Source organism: Planctellipticum variicoloris, from assembly GCF_030622045.1.
Taxonomy (GTDB): domain Bacteria; phylum Planctomycetota; class Planctomycetia; order Planctomycetales; family Planctomycetaceae; genus Planctellipticum; species Planctellipticum variicoloris.
This window is the reverse complement of the sequence record NZ_CP130886.1, coordinates 2,471,037-2,486,090: the sequence shown is the minus strand read 5'-3', so window position 1 is coordinate 2,486,090 and position 15,054 is coordinate 2,471,037. Positions and strand designations below refer to the sequence as shown.

13 protein-coding genes are annotated in these 15,054 nt (G+C 62.8%); 5 read left to right on the top strand and 8 right to left on the bottom strand.

All coding sequences use genetic code 11. The features are described from left to right. Window positions 1-105: 105 nt before the first annotated feature. The 5 genes from phoU to SH412_RS09690 all read right to left on the bottom strand — a co-directional run bounded on the left by phoU (window position 106) and on the right by SH412_RS09690 (window position 4,820). The gene (phoU, locus tag SH412_RS09710; RefSeq protein WP_336523314.1) at window positions 106-807 is read right to left on the bottom strand and encodes a phosphate signaling complex protein PhoU; all 702 of its coding nucleotides are present in this window, start codon (window positions 805-807) and stop codon (window positions 106-108) included. 80 nt (window positions 808-887) lie between these two features. Further along, window positions 888-1,751, bottom strand: coding sequence for a phosphate ABC transporter ATP-binding protein PstB (gene pstB / locus SH412_RS09705; protein ID WP_336523313.1), 864 nt, complete (start codon window positions 1,749-1,751; stop codon window positions 888-890). An 11-nt stretch (window positions 1,752-1,762) separates the two neighbouring features. Beyond that, window positions 1,763-2,755: a phosphate ABC transporter permease PstA gene (gene pstA, locus SH412_RS09700; RefSeq protein ID WP_336523312.1), complete on the bottom strand. Its 993-nt coding sequence runs from the start codon at window positions 2,753-2,755 to the stop codon at window positions 1,763-1,765. Beyond that, window positions 2,752-3,741: a phosphate ABC transporter permease subunit PstC gene (gene pstC, locus SH412_RS09695; protein ID WP_336523311.1), complete on the bottom strand. Its 990-nt coding sequence runs from the start codon at window positions 3,739-3,741 to the stop codon at window positions 2,752-2,754. The genes pstA and pstC overlap by 4 nt, the downstream gene beginning before the upstream one ends. Before the next feature lie 71 nt (window positions 3,742-3,812). Continuing rightward, window positions 3,813-4,820 (bottom strand): PstS family phosphate ABC transporter substrate-binding protein, encoded by a 1,008-nt coding sequence (locus SH412_RS09690; RefSeq protein ID WP_336523310.1) that lies wholly within the window; start codon window positions 4,818-4,820, stop codon window positions 3,813-3,815. A 361-nt stretch (window positions 4,821-5,181) separates the two neighbouring features. Between SH412_RS09690 and lpdA the strand changes: the two genes are divergently transcribed. Together lpdA and SH412_RS09680 are read left to right on the top strand one after the other, a co-directional pair. Next, entirely contained in the window at window positions 5,182-6,564 is a 1,383-nt protein-coding gene (lpdA, locus tag SH412_RS09685) for a dihydrolipoyl dehydrogenase (RefSeq protein ID WP_336523309.1), read from the top strand. 92 nt (window positions 6,565-6,656) lie between these two features. Next, window positions 6,657-7,412 (top strand): lipoate--protein ligase family protein, encoded by a 756-nt coding sequence (locus SH412_RS09680; RefSeq protein ID WP_336523308.1) that lies wholly within the window; start codon window positions 6,657-6,659, stop codon window positions 7,410-7,412. 120 nt (window positions 7,413-7,532) lie between these two features. Here the strand turns inward: SH412_RS09680 and SH412_RS09675 are convergent, their stop codons facing one another. Next, entirely contained in the window at window positions 7,533-7,841 is a 309-nt protein-coding gene (locus SH412_RS09675) for a hypothetical protein (protein ID WP_336523307.1), read from the bottom strand. Between SH412_RS09675 and SH412_RS09670 the strand changes: the two genes are divergently transcribed. From SH412_RS09670 to SH412_RS09660, 3 genes are all read left to right on the top strand, one after another. Next, on the top strand, window positions 7,734-9,881 hold the full coding sequence (locus SH412_RS09670) for a PSD1 and planctomycete cytochrome C domain-containing protein (RefSeq protein ID WP_419555799.1): 2,148 nt from the start codon (window positions 7,734-7,736) through the stop codon (window positions 9,879-9,881). The two genes, SH412_RS09675 and SH412_RS09670, sit on opposite strands and share 108 nt — an antisense overlap. Window positions 9,882-9,893: 12 nt before the next feature. Further along, entirely contained in the window at window positions 9,894-11,270 is a 1,377-nt protein-coding gene (locus SH412_RS09665) for a DUF1501 domain-containing protein (protein ID WP_336523305.1), read from the top strand. 66 nt (window positions 11,271-11,336) lie between these two features. After that, the gene (locus SH412_RS09660; RefSeq protein ID WP_336523304.1) at window positions 11,337-12,224 is read left to right on the top strand and encodes a Vgb family protein; all 888 of its coding nucleotides are present in this window, start codon (window positions 11,337-11,339) and stop codon (window positions 12,222-12,224) included. Here the strand turns inward: SH412_RS09660 and SH412_RS09655 are convergent. Together SH412_RS09655 and SH412_RS09650 are read right to left on the bottom strand one after the other, a co-directional pair. After that, the gene (locus SH412_RS09655; RefSeq protein WP_336523303.1) at window positions 12,214-13,455 is read right to left on the bottom strand and encodes a radical SAM/SPASM domain-containing protein; all 1,242 of its coding nucleotides are present in this window, start codon (window positions 13,453-13,455) and stop codon (window positions 12,214-12,216) included. The genes SH412_RS09660 and SH412_RS09655 overlap by 11 nt on opposite strands. A gap of 328 nt (window positions 13,456-13,783) precedes the next feature. Next, the gene (locus SH412_RS09650; protein ID WP_336523302.1) at window positions 13,784-14,887 is read right to left on the bottom strand and encodes a GTP-binding protein; all 1,104 of its coding nucleotides are present in this window, start codon (window positions 14,885-14,887) and stop codon (window positions 13,784-13,786) included. Between the last annotated feature and the right edge of the window lie 167 nt (window positions 14,888-15,054).

Here is a 15,054-nt window from a genome sequence, read left to right as displayed (position 1 = left end):
GGCCTGCGACGGGCGCCGGCTCGCATGTCTACAGCATTCGCGCGGGCCGCAGGGCTCCCGCGTTGGTCGCGTGTCAACTCTCGAGTTGTCGGGCTCGGCGGGCCGTCAACTTGCCCGCTGCACGGCATCGTCGGCATCGTTCCCGGTACGGACCCGGTTGCGATGGCGGATGATTTCTCCCTGGACGAGATACACCACGTCTTCAGCGATATTCGTCGCGTGGTCGGCGATCCGTTCGATCTGCCGGGACGCGGAAAACAGATGCATGGCCGGCTCGATCAGCTCCGGCTTGCGCTTCATCAGATTCGTCAGCTCCGAAATGATCTCCCGGTTGAGCTGGTCGACAATCTCGTCGTCCAGGCAGACCTGCCGGGCCAGCCGGACGTCGAGATGCACATAGGCGTCCAGGGCGCGGTGCAGCATATCGAGCGCCTGCCGCGACATATCCTTCAGATTATCCGGGACGGCAATCTCGGGAGACGACACGATCCCGCAGGCGCGCTCGGCGATGCTCACTCCCAGATCGGCGACCCGCTCCAGCTCCGCGCTGATCTTCATCACGGACGTGATCCGGCGAAGATCGATCGCGACCGGCTGGTGAAGCGCCAGCAGCTTCAGGCATTCCTCCTCGATCTCGACGTCCATCCGGTCGATCTCGTCGTCCCAGGTCGTAATCTGCTTGGCCCGCTCGTAGTCCGGAGTGTGGAGCGCCTCGACCGACGCATGGATCATCTCCTCGACACGCGCGCACATCCCCAGCACCATCCGGTGCAGGCTCGCCAGATCTCGAGTCAGATGGATCGACATGAATTTCCTCTTTCCTTCCCTGGGGAAAGGCGGCCGGTTTCCACCGGTCGTCGGACCGAAAAATCGCACGGTGTCTGAACTCAGCCGAACCGGCCGGTGATGTAATCTTCCGTCTCTTTTTCCGCCGGATTGCGGAAGAGCTGATGCGTCTGTCCGACCTCCACCAGCCGACCCTGGCAGAAAAAGGCGGTCCATTCGCTGATCCGCGCCGCCTGCTGCATATTGTGCGTCACGATGACGATCGTGTACTTCTGCTTCAGCTCGAAAATCAGGTCTTCAATACGCGCCGTCGACGCCGGGTCGAGGGCCGAGGCCGGCTCGTCCATCAGCAGAACCTCGGGGCTGGTCGCCAGCGCCCGAGCGATACACAGCCGCTGCTGCTGCCCCCCCGACAGGGCCAGCGCCGATTCGTTCAATCGGTCTTTGACTTCGTTCCAGAGCGCCGACTGATGCAGGCTCTGCTCCACCAGTTCGGCAAGCTGCGACCTATTGGTCTGCCCCGCGATCCGCGGTCCGAAAGCGACGTTGTCGAAAATCGACTTCGGAAACGGCGTCGACTTCTGGAAGACCATGCCGATCCGCTTGCGCAAGGCAACGACGTCGACATCCGGGTGATAGATATCCTGCCCGTCGAGCAGCACGTCTCCGGTGACGCGCGTCCCCTCGATGATGTCGTTCATCCGGTTCAGCGAACGCAGATATGTGCTCTTGCCGCAGCCCGACGGGCCGATCAGCGCCGTCACAGCCCGTTCGCGGATCACCAGATTGATGCCGTGCAGCGCCTGATGCGTCCCGTAGAAGAACCCCATGTTCTTCGTTTCCAGTTTGGCGAGCCGCGGAGGCTCGGTACTTTCCGCGACAGCGGCGCCCGCCGCCGTCGGCGGAATCGCACCGGCGACATTGACCGTAATCGGCGACTGAGCAGGAGGCTTCGTCACATTCATGCAGATACCGCCTACCAGCGAATTTTCTTCTGGAAATGATTCCGGATCAAGATCGCGCTGCCGTTCATCAGCACCAGCACCACCAGCAGCACGATAATCCCGGCGGCGGCCACATGGTGCTGAAATTCGCGTCCCTGATCGTTGACCCAACTAAAAATCTGCAGCGGAATCGCGGAAAAACTGTCGAACGGCGCCCGCGCCAGCTTCTCGGGATGCGTCAGCGCGTCGACCGGTCCGGTGATCCGCCCCGGCGCAAACGTCATCTGCGTCGCCGCCCCCAGCACCGCCAGCGGCGCCGTTTCGCCGATGGCGCGAGACATCGACAGAATCAGACCGGTCAGAATTCCGGGCATCGCCGCCGGCAAGACCTGATGCCAGATCGTCTGCCAGCGCGTCGCCCCCAGTGCGTAGGCCGCATGGCGGATGGAAGACGGAACCGAACGCAGAGCCTCCTGAGCCGCGATAATTACGACCGGCAGGCTGAGAAGCGTCAGGGTGAGCGCCCCGGAGAGCACCGTTCGCCCCAGTGGAACCGTGAATTCGAAGTCCACAAATCCCAGGGACACCGCCCAGGTCTGCTTCTCGACGCCGAACATCCGCACGAACACCGTGAATCCCAGGATGCCGTAGACGATCGACGGCACCCCCGCCAGGTTGGCGATATTGAGCTGAATCTGCCGCGTCAACCAGTTCGCCCGGGCGTATTCTTCGAGGTACACGGCGGCGCCAACCCCCAGCGGCACGCAGAACAACCCCGTCAGGCCGATCAGCCAGAGACTGCCCCACAGCCCCGGCATGATCCCCGCGTCGCGTGCTTTATAGCTGTTGGACTTCGTCAGAAAATCCCAGGTCAGCCAGCCCCAGGCCTCGCCGATCACGGCGAGGACCAAGACGCACAGCATCGCGACGGACCCCCAGGTCGCCAGCCGGCACGTCCATTCGAAGATCCAGCCGAGCCGGTGTCGCCCGGCCAGACCTCGGGAGAACTCATCGTGCACGCTCATTGATACACCTCGCGATACCGGCGGAGGATCATCTGCGACACGATATTCATCAGCAGCGTCATCACAAACAGCACCAGCGCGACCGCGTAAAGACTCTTGTAAACCTTCGTCCCTTCGACCGCGTCGCCACTCATCACGTTGACGATAAAGCTCGTCATCGTCTGGATCTCCTGCAGCGGATTGAGCGTAAGCTGCGGCTTACCGGACGCGCAGATGGTGACGGCCATCGTTTCTCCGATGCCGCGAGAAAGCGCCAGCAGGAACGATGCCAGAATGCCGGAGAGGGCCGAGGGGACGACAATTTTCGTCGAGACATCAAACTTCGTCGCGCCGAGCGCATAACCCGATTCCCGCAGGCTGCTGGGCACTGCCCGCAGGACGTCTTCGCTCAGCGAAGCGACGGTTGGAACGATCATCAGGCCGACGACAAGCCCTCCGCAGAGGGCATTGGCGGAATCGACCGTGATTCCCAGAACGCCTTCGAAGAAGGGTTTCAGGACCATCGGCGTTAGAAAGACCAGTCCGAAGTAACCGTAAACGACAGTCGGCACGCCCGCCAGCAGTTCGAGGACCGGCTTAATCCAGGTCCGATTGGAGGGAGAGGCGTACTCGCTGAGATAGACAGCGCAAAACAATCCGGTCGGCAGCCCCACGAGGGCGGACAGCCCAGTGATCAGCAGCGTCCCGCAAAGCAGCGGGAGAATGCCGAAATGCTGGTCGACATACTGCGGCGTCCAGCGGGTTTCAGTGAAGAACTCCCAGACCGAAACGTCCTGAAAGAACGAAGTGTGGGGCGGAATGGCCAGGACCGATTCGCTGAGCAGCACAAAGATGATGCTCAATGTGGTCAGGACAGACACGAGCGCGCAGCCGAACAGAATCCAGGAAATGGCCTGCTCTTTGGCGGTCTGCCAGGTAAATCGCCGCCTCAATGAGCCGGGGACGGCTCGCGAGGTATTCCGCGATTCGGAAGGGGCGTGACTCACACTGAGTTCCATGGCGACTCAAGTCATCGGCGAGCGGCGTCCATCGCGACTGCCAGTCGTTCATTCAGCAACTACTTCGCAGCGGCCAGTGCGTCGTCGAGCCGCTTCTGCATTTCCGCCAGCACAGTCGGATTGATCCGCATGTACTTCCGGTCGGCGACGAGATTCTGACCGGCCTCCGAGAGGTAGTACTTCAGAAACGCGGCGACTTCTGGACGCTTGAGGGATGCCTTGCTCACATAGATAAACAGCGGTCGTGCGAGGGGGGTGTATTCGCCCTTCTCGACGGTTTCCACCGACGGCTTGACGCAGACTGCCTTGCCGTCAGCCGAAGTAATTCCAAGCACCTTGAGCCGATCTGTGTTTTCCGCATAGTACGCGAACCCGAAATAGCCCAGAGCGAATTTGTTGTTCGAAACCCCCTGGACGAGCACGTTGTCGTTGGAGTTGAACGTATACTCGGTCCGGCTGCGTTTGGCCTTGCCGTTGATCACTTCCGTGAAATAGTCGAACGTCCCGCTGTCTGTGTCGGCGCCGAAAAGCTGGATTTTCTCGTCCGGCCAGCTCGGATCCAGTTCCTTCCACGTCTTGACCTGGCTCCCCTCGTCCCAGAGCTGATTGAGCTGCTGCACCGTCATGCATTCGGCCCAGTCATTCGCCGGATTGACCACCACAGCGAGCCCGTCGATGGCGACAGTCAATTCGAGGTATTCGATCCCCTTCTCGGCCAGAGCCTCCTTTTCCTTCTCGTCGATTGGACGGGAGGCGTCTGAAATGTCGATCTCGCCGGCAATAAACTTCTTGAAGCCGCCGCCAGTCCCTGACAATCCGACGGTCACTCGGATGTCGGCGTGCTCCTTTTCGAACTCCACCGCCATCGCCTGCGAAATCGGGTAGACCGTGCTGGAACCGTCGATCGCAATCGTGGTCTCGCCAGCCGCCTTAGCACCGCCGCCAGTTGTTCCACCTGCCGCAGTGCGGCCAGACTTTGACTCATCAACCTTACTCACGCAGCCGGCCGTAACGGCGCATGCCAGCAGAGCGACGATTCCGCAGGAGGACCCGATCCAAGATTTCATGGTTGACGATCCTGTCAATTCACCTGTGATTTCTCGAACACTTCGACACATCGCGACGCATTGAGCACTTTGGCCCAGAGCCGCAGGTATCGACATCGAATGTTCTTGCCTCAGTCAGCCGCCGAATCTTCGTCACGAACCATGAAGATCGTGTGAAGATCATCTTCAGAATCCGTGAGATTGTGAAGAAGGTTGTCGGGCGTGCAGGAGCCGGTGTCGCAGCAACCCCGGTGCGCTACGCAGCACCGACCCGGTTCGGTACGATACCGGTTCCAACGTCCAAAATCCTCCCACAGGCTCCCCTGCCAAGCCGCCCACCGGCTTCCAGGAGGCCACCTAACCCTCTAGAGAATCTCGCGTTATGAAACAGCACGACCTGGTTGTCATCGGCGCCGGCCCCGGCGGTTACGTCGCCGCGATCCGGGCCGCACAGCTCGGAATGAACGTCGCCTGCATCGAGAAAGAAGGGGCCCTCGGCGGAACCTGCCTCCGCGTCGGTTGCATCCCCAGCAAGGCCCTCCTCGAAGCCAGCGAGCTGTTTCGACAGGCAAAAACCAGCTTCTCCGAGTTCGGCATCGGCGTGGGCGAGGTTTCGCTCGACCTGCCGACCATGCAGAAACGCAAAGACAACATTGTCGCCGGTCTCTGCAAAGGGATCGAAGGGCTGTTCCGCAAGAACAAGATCACCCGGTACTTCGGACACGGCCGAATCGTCGCGCCGGGCCAGGTCGTGGTCGAAGGCGATCAGCCGGAAGAAATTTCGGCCAGGCACATCATCATCGCGACCGGCAGCAAATCGTCGCCCCTCAGAGGCGTCGCCGTTGATGGCGACCGGATCGCCACCAGCACCGAAGCCCTTTCCTTCCCGGAAGTTCCGGAACACCTGGTCGTCATCGGCGCCGGCGTCATCGGCCTCGAACTGGGTTGCGTCTGGTCGCGACTGGGGGCCAAAGTGACTGTCGTCGAGTACCTCGACCGGATTCTGCCGGGAATGGACGGCGAGATCGTCGCGGAAGCCCAGAAGACCTTTCAGAAACAGGGACTCGAATTCCGGCTGGGCCGACGGGTCACCGGCGCCCGCGTCGAAGGGAAGCAGGTCTTCGTCGAGTGCGAAGGCGAGCAGCCGCTGGCGTGCGACCGCGTGCTGCTGGCGGTCGGCCGGATTCCGAATACCGACAACCTGGGCCTCGACACGGTCAATGTCGGCGTCGATCAGCGCGGACGAATCATCGTCGATGAGCACTATGCCACGACGATTCCGGGGATCTACGCGATCGGCGACGTCATCGCCGGGCCGATGCTGGCTCATAAGGCCGAGGAAGAAGGGATCGCCTGCGCGGAACTTCTCGCCGGCAAGTACGGTCACGTCAACTACGACGCCATTCCGGGGGTCGTCTACACGGAGCCGGAGATCGCCAGCGTCGGAAAAACGGAAGAAGAGCTGAAAGCGGCCGGCATGCCGTACCGGAAGGGCTCGTTCCCGTTCATGGCGAACGCCCGGGCCAAGGCCCTCGGCCACACCGGCGGACGGGTCAAGATTCTGGCGCACACGGAGACCGATCGGATTCTGGGCGTGCACATCATCGGTCCGCGGGCCGGCGACATGATTGCGGAAGCCGTCGTGGCGATCGAATTCGGCGCCACGAGCGAGGACATCGCCCGCAGCTCGCACGCTCATCCGACGCTCGCCGAAGTGATGAAGGAAGCGGCCTTGGCGGTCGACGGCAGAACCATTCATATGTGAGAGCCGCGGCCCGACTTTTCATTCACACAGACAGGAATGTCTGTGCCACGGGGCCGAATTGGCTCGGCAAGTTAACGGGGGAGCGGATTGCGATGGAACCGGACGTCGCACCGCTCTGGCCCTCCTCCGTACGCGGGCTGGATGCAACCTGTGGATCACCGCAGGCGGATCTGGCCCTCGACGAGTGGCTGCTGCACGCCGTCGACGCCGATCCGGCCCAGGCCACGTTGCGGATCTGGGAGACGACTACGTACTGCGTCGTGCTGGGGCGTTCAAACAAGGCGGCCGTGGAAGTCGATCTGGAGGCCTGCCGGCGCGACGACGTGCCGGTACTGCGACGCATGAGCGGCGGCGGGGCGGTGGTCATCGGGCCGGGCTGCCTCTGCTACACGCTGGCGCTGCCGATTCACGCCGAGCATCAGCGGCTGGGGATCACCGGAACGACGGCCGCGCTCCTGGGACGGATGGCGGAATCGCTGCGGTCGTCGCTGCCCGAGGCCGCGGTTCGCGGCATCAGCGATCTGACAGTGGGCGAGCAGAAATTCTCCGGGAACGCCCAGCGCTGGCAGCGGCAGGCGTTTCTGCATCACGGCACGCTGCTCTACGACTTCGATCTGCCGCGCGTGAGCCGCTATCTACGGGCGCCGAGCCGGCAGCCGGACTACCGGGCGGATCGCCGCCACGCGGAATTCATCCGCAATCTGCCGCTGAACCGGGGCCAGCTCGCCGAGTGGCTTGCCGAAACCTGGAGGGCGACGTGGCAGAGCGACTGCGAAGTGGCGGAAGCGTCGCTCGCGGAACTGCTCGCGTCCCGCTATTCCCGGCCCGAGTGGCATCTGGAACGGTAGCCGAGACTACTGAATGAGTTCCGACAAGTCGGCCACGCGAACAGTATCAAGCGGCTCAATCAAATTTGAACACATTGATCATGGGATGACACAGCCGACTCCACACCAATCAACGACTTCTCATGCGTCGCCGGTTCTGGTAATTTTAATGCTATGAAACGGATCTCGAAGTTCGCCGCGGTGCTTGGTCTGCTTGCGCTGGTCGCCTTTGCGCAAGAGGTCCGTGCCGCCGAACCGATGACCTTCGAAGATCAGATTCGCCCGATCCTGAAAGCCCATTGCTTTGCCTGCCACGGCGAAGATGGCAAACAGGAAGGAAAGCTGGATCTCCGCCTCGTCCGTTTCATGCACTCCGGGGGAGAGTCCGGGGCTGCGATCGTCGCCGGAAAGCGGGCCGAAAGCCCCCTGTTCGAGCGAATCGCCGCTCACGAAATGCCTCCCGAAGGTGGCAAGCCGCTCAGCACCGACCAGATCGAGCTGATCGGCCGCTGGATCGATGCCGGTGCGAGAACGCTGCGACCGGAACCGGACAAGATCGATGACTTCGCCATCGCCGAGGAGGATCGGAATTTCTGGTCGTTTCGACCAGTGCAGCGGCCAGCCATCCCGGACGTAGGCCAGTCCGACTGGCCGGCCGGCCCGCTGGATCGCTTCGTACTCGCTCGCCTCGAAGCGGAAGGTCTCAAACCATCGCCACGGGCGGAGCCCCGCATCCTGGCCCGACGGCTTTCGTTTGCACTGACAGGTCTTCCACCTCGTCCGGAAGGGGTGGCCGAGTTCGCCGCCGATTCATCACCAACGGCATTCGCGGCGCTCGCCGATCGCAAGTTGAATTCGCCGCAGTACGGCGAACGCTGGGCGCGGTTCTGGCTCGACCTGGTCCGGTATGTCGACCAGACGCCCGACTACCTGACCAACGCCGACCGGGCCTGGCTCTACCGGGACTGGGTCGTCCGCAGTTTCAACGAAGATCGGCCTTACGACGACTTCGTTTGCCTGCAGTTGGCCGCCGATCAATGGGAGCAGACTCCCCCCGCAGATCTGGCCGCGCTCGGCCTGTTGGGACTCAGCCCGACCTACTGGAAAGAACTGAAGCTCGCGCCGGACGTCATCAAGACCGTCGTGGCGGAGGAGTGGGACGAGCGGATCGACGCCGTCACGCGGACATTCCTCGGACTGACGGTTTCCTGCGCTCGCTGCCACAATCACAAATTCGATCCCGTGACCGTGAAAGATTACTACGCCCTGGCCGGCGTCTTCGCCAGCACGCAGCTTGCGGAGCGCCCGCTGCTCCCGCCGGCCGAGGCCGGGGTGGTTCGCACGGCCCGCAAACGCGTCGCCGAACTCGAAGCCGAGCTGAAAGCGAAGAAAGATCCCAAGCCGGACGAAACGGCTCCGTTGACCGCTGAGATCGAACGCATTAAGTCCACGACGCCGCACTACGCCGAGCCGTGGGCGCACGTCGTCGAGGACTCCAGCATCTTTATCGAGCCAGAGGGCGAAGATCAGACCCGACTGGAGTTCCGCCCCGGCCAGCCGCGCGATCTGGGGATCTTCCGACGGGGGAATGCCAGCGATCCCGGGGAAGTCGTTCCGCGACGATTCCTCGCCGTCCTGTGTGACGAAGAACCGCAGCCGTTCCAGCACGGCAGCGGTCGACGGGATCTGGCCGCTGCGATTCTGAGCGATGGCGAAGGACTCGCCGCCCGCGTCCTCGTCAATCGCCTCTGGGCGCAACTGTTCGGCCACGGCTTGGTCCGCACCACCAGCGACTTCGGCCGGCAGGGCGAACGACCGACGCACCCGGAACTGCTGGAGTACCTCGCCGCCCGACTCATCGAAGAACAATGGGCCATCAAGCCGCTGATCCGCGAAATCGTCCTCTCGGAGACCTTCCAGCAAGCGAGTGCGCCGCGCAGCGACGGCGACGCGATCGATCCGGATAACAATCTCCTCTGGCGGTCTCCGCGCCGGCGGCTCGACGTCGAACCCTGGCGCGACGCCGTCCTGGCCGCAACGGGCGCCCTGGACGACCGCATGGACGGCCCCGCTCTGCCGCTCGAAGACGCCGCCAATCTGCGTCGAACGCTCTACGGCAAAGTCGTGAGGGAAGAGCAGAACGCCATGCTCCGCCTGTTCGATTTCCCCGAACCCTCGTCGCACAGCCCATCCCGCGAACCGACGACCACGCCGCTGCAGCAGCTCTTTGTGCTTAACGGACCGCTGTTTCAGCAGCAGGCGAAGACGCTGGCGACCGTGGTCGCGGAGGCCATTCCGGCAGACAGCCCCGAGGAACGGATCCGGCGTTGCTATTCCCGACTGTTTCAGCGGGAACCGACCGTCGGTGAGCTGCAACGCGGAGCGACGTTTCTGCAGGAACTGACCGCCAGCGGCACACCTGCCGCCGAGGCGTGGCAGACGTATTGCCATGCCCTCCTGAGTCTCAACGAAATGTTGCTGATCGACTGACGGAGCTGTTCGATGCGTTCTGAATTGACTCTTCCGTCGTCGGAGATTTCCCGCCGGGCGCTGCTCGGGCGACTGGGGGGCGGGCTGGGGACGCTCGGTCTGGCGCAACTCCTGGCGGAGCCGGCGCGGGCCGGTCAGGTCGCCCATGCCCCGCCGCGGGCCAAGCGCGTGATCCAGCTTTTCATGAACGGCGGCCCCTTCGGCCCCGACTTTCTCGACCCCAAACCCGATCTGCTCAAGTACGAAGGCCAGCGGCCGGACGCCGTCAACCTCCGGACCGAACGCAAGACCGCCGGGCTGCTGCCCTCTCCGTTCAAGTTCTCACCTGCCGGCGAAAGCGGCGTCCCGGTCAGCGAGTTACTCCCCCGCTTCGCCGGCTGCATTGACGACGTCTGTGTCCTGCGGTCCGTCTACACCGACAATCCCAACCACGGCCCCGCCCTGCAGCTCATCAATAACGGGACCATCGTCCCGACTCGCCCCAGCATGGGCTCCTGGATGCTCTATGGCCTGGGGGCCGAGAACGAAAGCCTGCCTGGCTATATCGTCCTCTGCCCCGGCCGCCCGGTCCGGTTCTCGATTCTCTGGTCGAGCTCCTTCCTGCCGGGCGAGTACCAGGGGACCTACATCAACCACGCGGACCTCTCCCCCGAAAAGCTGATTCCGTTCCTCAAGCCGGCCCAGCCGGATTCGATCCAGCGCAAGGAGCTCGACCTGCTGCGGGCGCTCAACGGGGAGCACGCGGTCCAGCGCGGGGGCGACGGCCAGCTCGAGGCCCGCATCCGCTCGATGGAGGTCGCCTTCCGGATGCAGACCTCTGCGACCGAGGCGTTTGATCTGTCGAGCGAGCCCGAGGCGATCCGCGAAGAATACGGCAAGGGGCATTTCGCCAACTCCTGCCTGCTGGCCCGGCGGCTGGCCGAGCGCGGCGTGCGCTTCACGCAGATCTACTATGGCAACGGCCAGCCCTGGGACACGCACAGCGACCACAGTAACCAGGTCCGCAAACTCGCAGAAGACATTGACCGCCCGATGGCCGCCCTGTTGACCGACCTCAAACGCCGCGGCCTGCTGGAGGAAACCCTGGTCCTCTGGGGGGGCGAATTCGGCCGGACCCCCACCACCGAAAACGGCACCGGCCGCGACCACAATCACTACGGCTTCACCATGTGGATGGCGGGCGGTGGCGTGAAGGGGGGGATGACCTACGGCGAGACGGACGAGTTCGGCTTCAAGGCCGCCGAGAAACCGGTCCACATCCACGACCTGCACGCCACCATCTTGCATTTGATGGGGCTCGATCACACAAAGCTCACCTACCGCTACGCCGGGCGGGATTTCCGCCTGACCGACGTCGCCGGCCACATCCTCCATGAGACAATTGCGTGAGGTATTGAGGCTCCGCCGGTGCGATGCGGACTCGTTTCACCTCGTAAATCCGAGGAGGGCTCCCCGATGAATTCACACATGCTCCTGATCGCACTGTCGGGGCTGCTCTGCACATCGGCCAGAGCCGCCGATCTGCGCTACGAGCTTCTCGTGGCAGGTCGCGACAGCGACAACGTCGTTCGCTTTGACCTCTCCACCGGCGCGGACAGCGCGTTGGCCGAATTCTCGAGCGGCTCGAAGCCGTCGTTTCTGGCGGCAAGCGACGTCGGACGATTGTTTGTCGGTCTCCGTGGAAATCAGAAGAACGTGGTCGAATTGATCTCCAGGCTGGATCAGCGGCCAGATGGACTGCTCGAACCAATCAACGTCACGCCCACCATCGGCCGCTTCGGACCGGGAATGATGGCGTTCGACCCACGCGGCCGGCTCTACGTCGCCGCCGACACCGAACGGGCCGTGCAGTGCTACGACGTGACGAATCGTGAGCTGGTGGAAACGATCACAATCGAACGGCGTGCGAACCTGATCGGGCTCGCCGTCCGCGACGACTCTCTGTATATCGCAGAGTATTTTCAGCGCGGGGTCGTACGAGTCAACCTGGCGGCCGATCCACATGCTTCCGTGCCATTGATTTCGCAATCCGACCGGCTGGATCGACCCCGTGGTCTGGTCGTCGGTCACAACCAGCACTTGCTGGTATCGAATGCCGAAAACGATCTGATTCAGGAGTTTGAGGTCGACTCCGGTCGGTTCATCCGGACCTTTCGCGACATGCAAACGCTCGGAGCAAACCATGTCCACGACATCTACTATCACCGGGCCGGGAATTGCTACTTCGTCTCCTCGGGCAACACTGTCTTCGAATTGAACACCGATGGCGGCCTGATCGCCCGTTACAACAGTCCGCTGCTGACCGACGCGCAAGGCGTCGTCTGCCGCCCCGTCAGGAACTGACGCCCACCGTCTCCCGCTTCTCCAGCGGGTTTACGGGAGCGTTGTACGCCCCGAAGTCGCTGAAGAACCAGCGTTTGGCGAGGCGGTAGGCCCAGCTCTTTTCCGGGATCTCGTCGCCGCGCAGATCCTGGGATGACCGGTTCTGCATGGCTTGCAGCTCGGCGTGAGCCGTCTTCCGGACGGTCTGATCCTCGGCGCCATGCACGACCATCAGTTCGTGAAGCAGGTCGGGCCGCTCCAGCACGATGCAGCCTCGCGACGTCGACGCCGCGAGCTGCCGAAAGTCCTTCAGAAACGCCGACTGGCTGATGACTTCATTGATCGGCCGGGGATCGTGGATCGATTCCTTGGCGAACTGCACGATCGGGCAGGGTTCGATTCCCCCCCACGGATTGATATGGTGGGTGATCCCCGTCGCCGCCGGACAAAGGGCCTGGCCTTCGCCGTCGTAGTAGGCGTCGACGATCCCGATCGGCTTCCTGGTCCGCATCTCGACGACGAACCGACGGATGCGGAGCTGCTGTTCGCGAGTGAGCGCCAGGGCGGGTTCGGGCTTGGGCCCCATCGGGCGGTAGACGTGGAACCAGGTATAGAGGACTCCCATTTTGATCAGGCGGTCGATCCAGGCTTCGTTGAGCATGTCGTCGATGTTGGTCTGGCAGACGCTGGTGCAGACCCCCGTCAGCAGCTTGTGCTTCAGGCAGTTTTCGATGCCCTGCATCGATTTCGAGTAGACGTTGGACCGGCCGCGGCGCTCGTCGCTGACCAGTTCGGTCCCCTCGATGCTGATCAGCGGCGTCACGTTCCCCATCTTCCGGAGTTCGCGGGCCACTTCGTCGGTGATGAAGTGCCCGTTGGTGAAGACCTGGAAATAGCAGTCAGGATGCTTTGCCAGGATTTCCAGGAGCTGCGGGTGCATGAAGGGTTCTCCCCCCACGATCCCGAAGAAGCTGTTCCCCGCGGCTTTCGCGTCATTGATCAGCCGGGTCATGGCGGCGACGTCGATCGTCTGCTGCTTGGCGGAAACGTCGACCCAGCAGCCCTGGCAGCGCAGATTGCAGCTATTGATCACGGAGATGTAGAGAAACGGCGGGAAGTACTCCCCCTTCTTCAGCCGCCGCTTGAACTTCTGGACGGAGAGCGCCCCTTTGAAGCCGAAGTTGTAGGCGAGCTTCCAGAGCAGCCGCTTATCGGTCTCCAGAAGAATCCGCTTGGCCATCCGCAGGTACATGCCGCGCTCCGCAGTCGTTGAAAATCCAGCAGCGCAGGGTCAGCCGCGCCGTCCGGGAAATTCTACCAGCGCGCGAGGCGAACCCAAAAGGGGGGCGGCGGAATGACCGGCAAGTCCGAAGAGAACTTGACCACGGAAGCGCGGCTAAGAGAGGGGGAGAAAGCTAGCAACACTCGTTCCCAGGCTCTGCCTGGGAACCCCTTCTTGCGAGGCTCTGCCTCGCACTTTGTCATCTTACGGGCGCGAAGCGAAGGAGGACGCGGAGCGTCCGAAGAAGCATTCCCAGGCGGGAGCCTGGGAACGAGATCAATCCTGTTCCCCGCGGGCCTCAAGCCGGCTGGAGGCGGTGCGTTGGCATCGGGCGGCCGGGGCGGAACGATTGCGTCTGGCCTTCTGTCACCGTGGCGCCGCGGGCGGCGGCGACCTCCCGGACCGCCTGATCCACCAGCGCCTTCAGCCAGTCCGGATCGCAGGCGACGCGGGCGTTGACCACCAGGTCGACCTCGCGGACCTGGCAACGGGAGGGGAGCGACAGCTCGGGCTGCAGGCTGCTGCTGACCAGATTAGCCACGCCGAAGAAGCCTTCCCACAGGCCGATCGCCTTCAAATGGGCAGCCTCGAATCCGCCGGAGGTCAGCGAAGCCTTCAGCCGACCGATCAGATCGACGAGCAACTGATCGAGGTCGAACGGCTGCACCGCGTTCAGCCGCACAGAGCTGTTCAGCCAGCCGAGCTCCGCTTCCCCTTCGGCGTAGATGTCGTAGTCGATGTCCAGCACTCGACGGCCGAAATCCCCTTCCTGACTGAGAAACTCGCTGAAGGCTTCAAATCCCTGCCCGCTCTTCGCCGAGACCCGCAGGCGGGGGGTGTCCGGATATTTTGCGGCGAGGAGTTGCTCCAGTTCCTGCAATTCGGCGGCGGAGAGTTCGTCGATCCGGTTGATAAGAATCGCGTCGGCCTCTTCGAGCTGCTTTTCCAGGATGTAAGCGGCCTTGGGGGAGAATCCCGTCCCCGCTTCGTTCTTGAGGATCTTGCGCCCCTGGCTCGGCTTGAGAATCACCGCATAAGGGGCGATGCTGAAGCGGGCCTGATAGAGCTGCTTGAGCGGCTGAATCACCGTCGCGACGAGGTCCGTGCAGCTCCCGACCGGCTCGGCGAGAATCACATCCGGCGTCTTCGTCGTATCGAGCGAATCCATCGTCCCGATCAGGTCATTGAACTTGCAGCAGAAGCAGGCCCCGGCGACTTCGCCAACGTCGAAGCCCTGCGAGCGCAGATTGTTCGTGTCGACCAGATCCTGGGCCTGGTCGTTGGTCACGATCCCGACCTTGAGTCCCTGATCCATATAGCGCCGAGCCAGCCGGGCGAGCGTCGTGGTCTTGCCGGCGCCGAGAAATCCCCCGACCATGATGAAGCGAATCTGTTGCGCCACGAAATCTGCTCCCTGCAGGAAAGTCCCCGTTCGACGAACTCCGCTTATTATTCTGACATCTGTCAGAGAATGCGAGCCTCAAACTCCAGATCGCTCTGATTTCCCGAACGGTCCGTCAGCGGGATTTGACATCGGTGCGGCACTGTCGCATCGTACGGAGCGTGATG

What these genes read in the sequence shown, in the direction of transcription:
- phoU (WP_336523314.1), bottom strand. Translation starts at nt 807, where the DNA reads ATGTCGATCCATCTGACTCGAGATCTGGCGAGCCTGCACCGGATGGTG.
- pstB (WP_336523313.1), bottom strand. Translation starts at nt 1,751, where the DNA reads ATGAATGTGACGAAGCCTCCTGCTCAGTCGCCGATTACGGTCAATGTC.
- pstA (WP_336523312.1), bottom strand. Translation starts at nt 2,755, where the DNA reads ATGAGCGTGCACGATGAGTTCTCCCGAGGTCTGGCCGGGCGACACCGG.
- SH412_RS09690 (WP_336523310.1), bottom strand. Translation starts at nt 4,820, where the DNA reads ATGAAATCTTGGATCGGGTCCTCCTGCGGAATCGTCGCTCTGCTGGCA.
- lpdA (WP_336523309.1), top strand. Translation starts at nt 5,182, where the DNA reads ATGAAACAGCACGACCTGGTTGTCATCGGCGCCGGCCCCGGCGGTTAC.
- SH412_RS09680 (WP_336523308.1), top strand. Translation starts at nt 6,657, where the DNA reads ATGGAACCGGACGTCGCACCGCTCTGGCCCTCCTCCGTACGCGGGCTG.
- SH412_RS09665 (WP_336523305.1), top strand. Translation starts at nt 9,894, where the DNA reads ATGCGTTCTGAATTGACTCTTCCGTCGTCGGAGATTTCCCGCCGGGCG.
- SH412_RS09660 (WP_336523304.1), top strand. Translation starts at nt 11,337, where the DNA reads ATGAATTCACACATGCTCCTGATCGCACTGTCGGGGCTGCTCTGCACA.
- SH412_RS09655 (WP_336523303.1), bottom strand. Translation starts at nt 13,455, where the DNA reads ATGTACCTGCGGATGGCCAAGCGGATTCTTCTGGAGACCGATAAGCGG.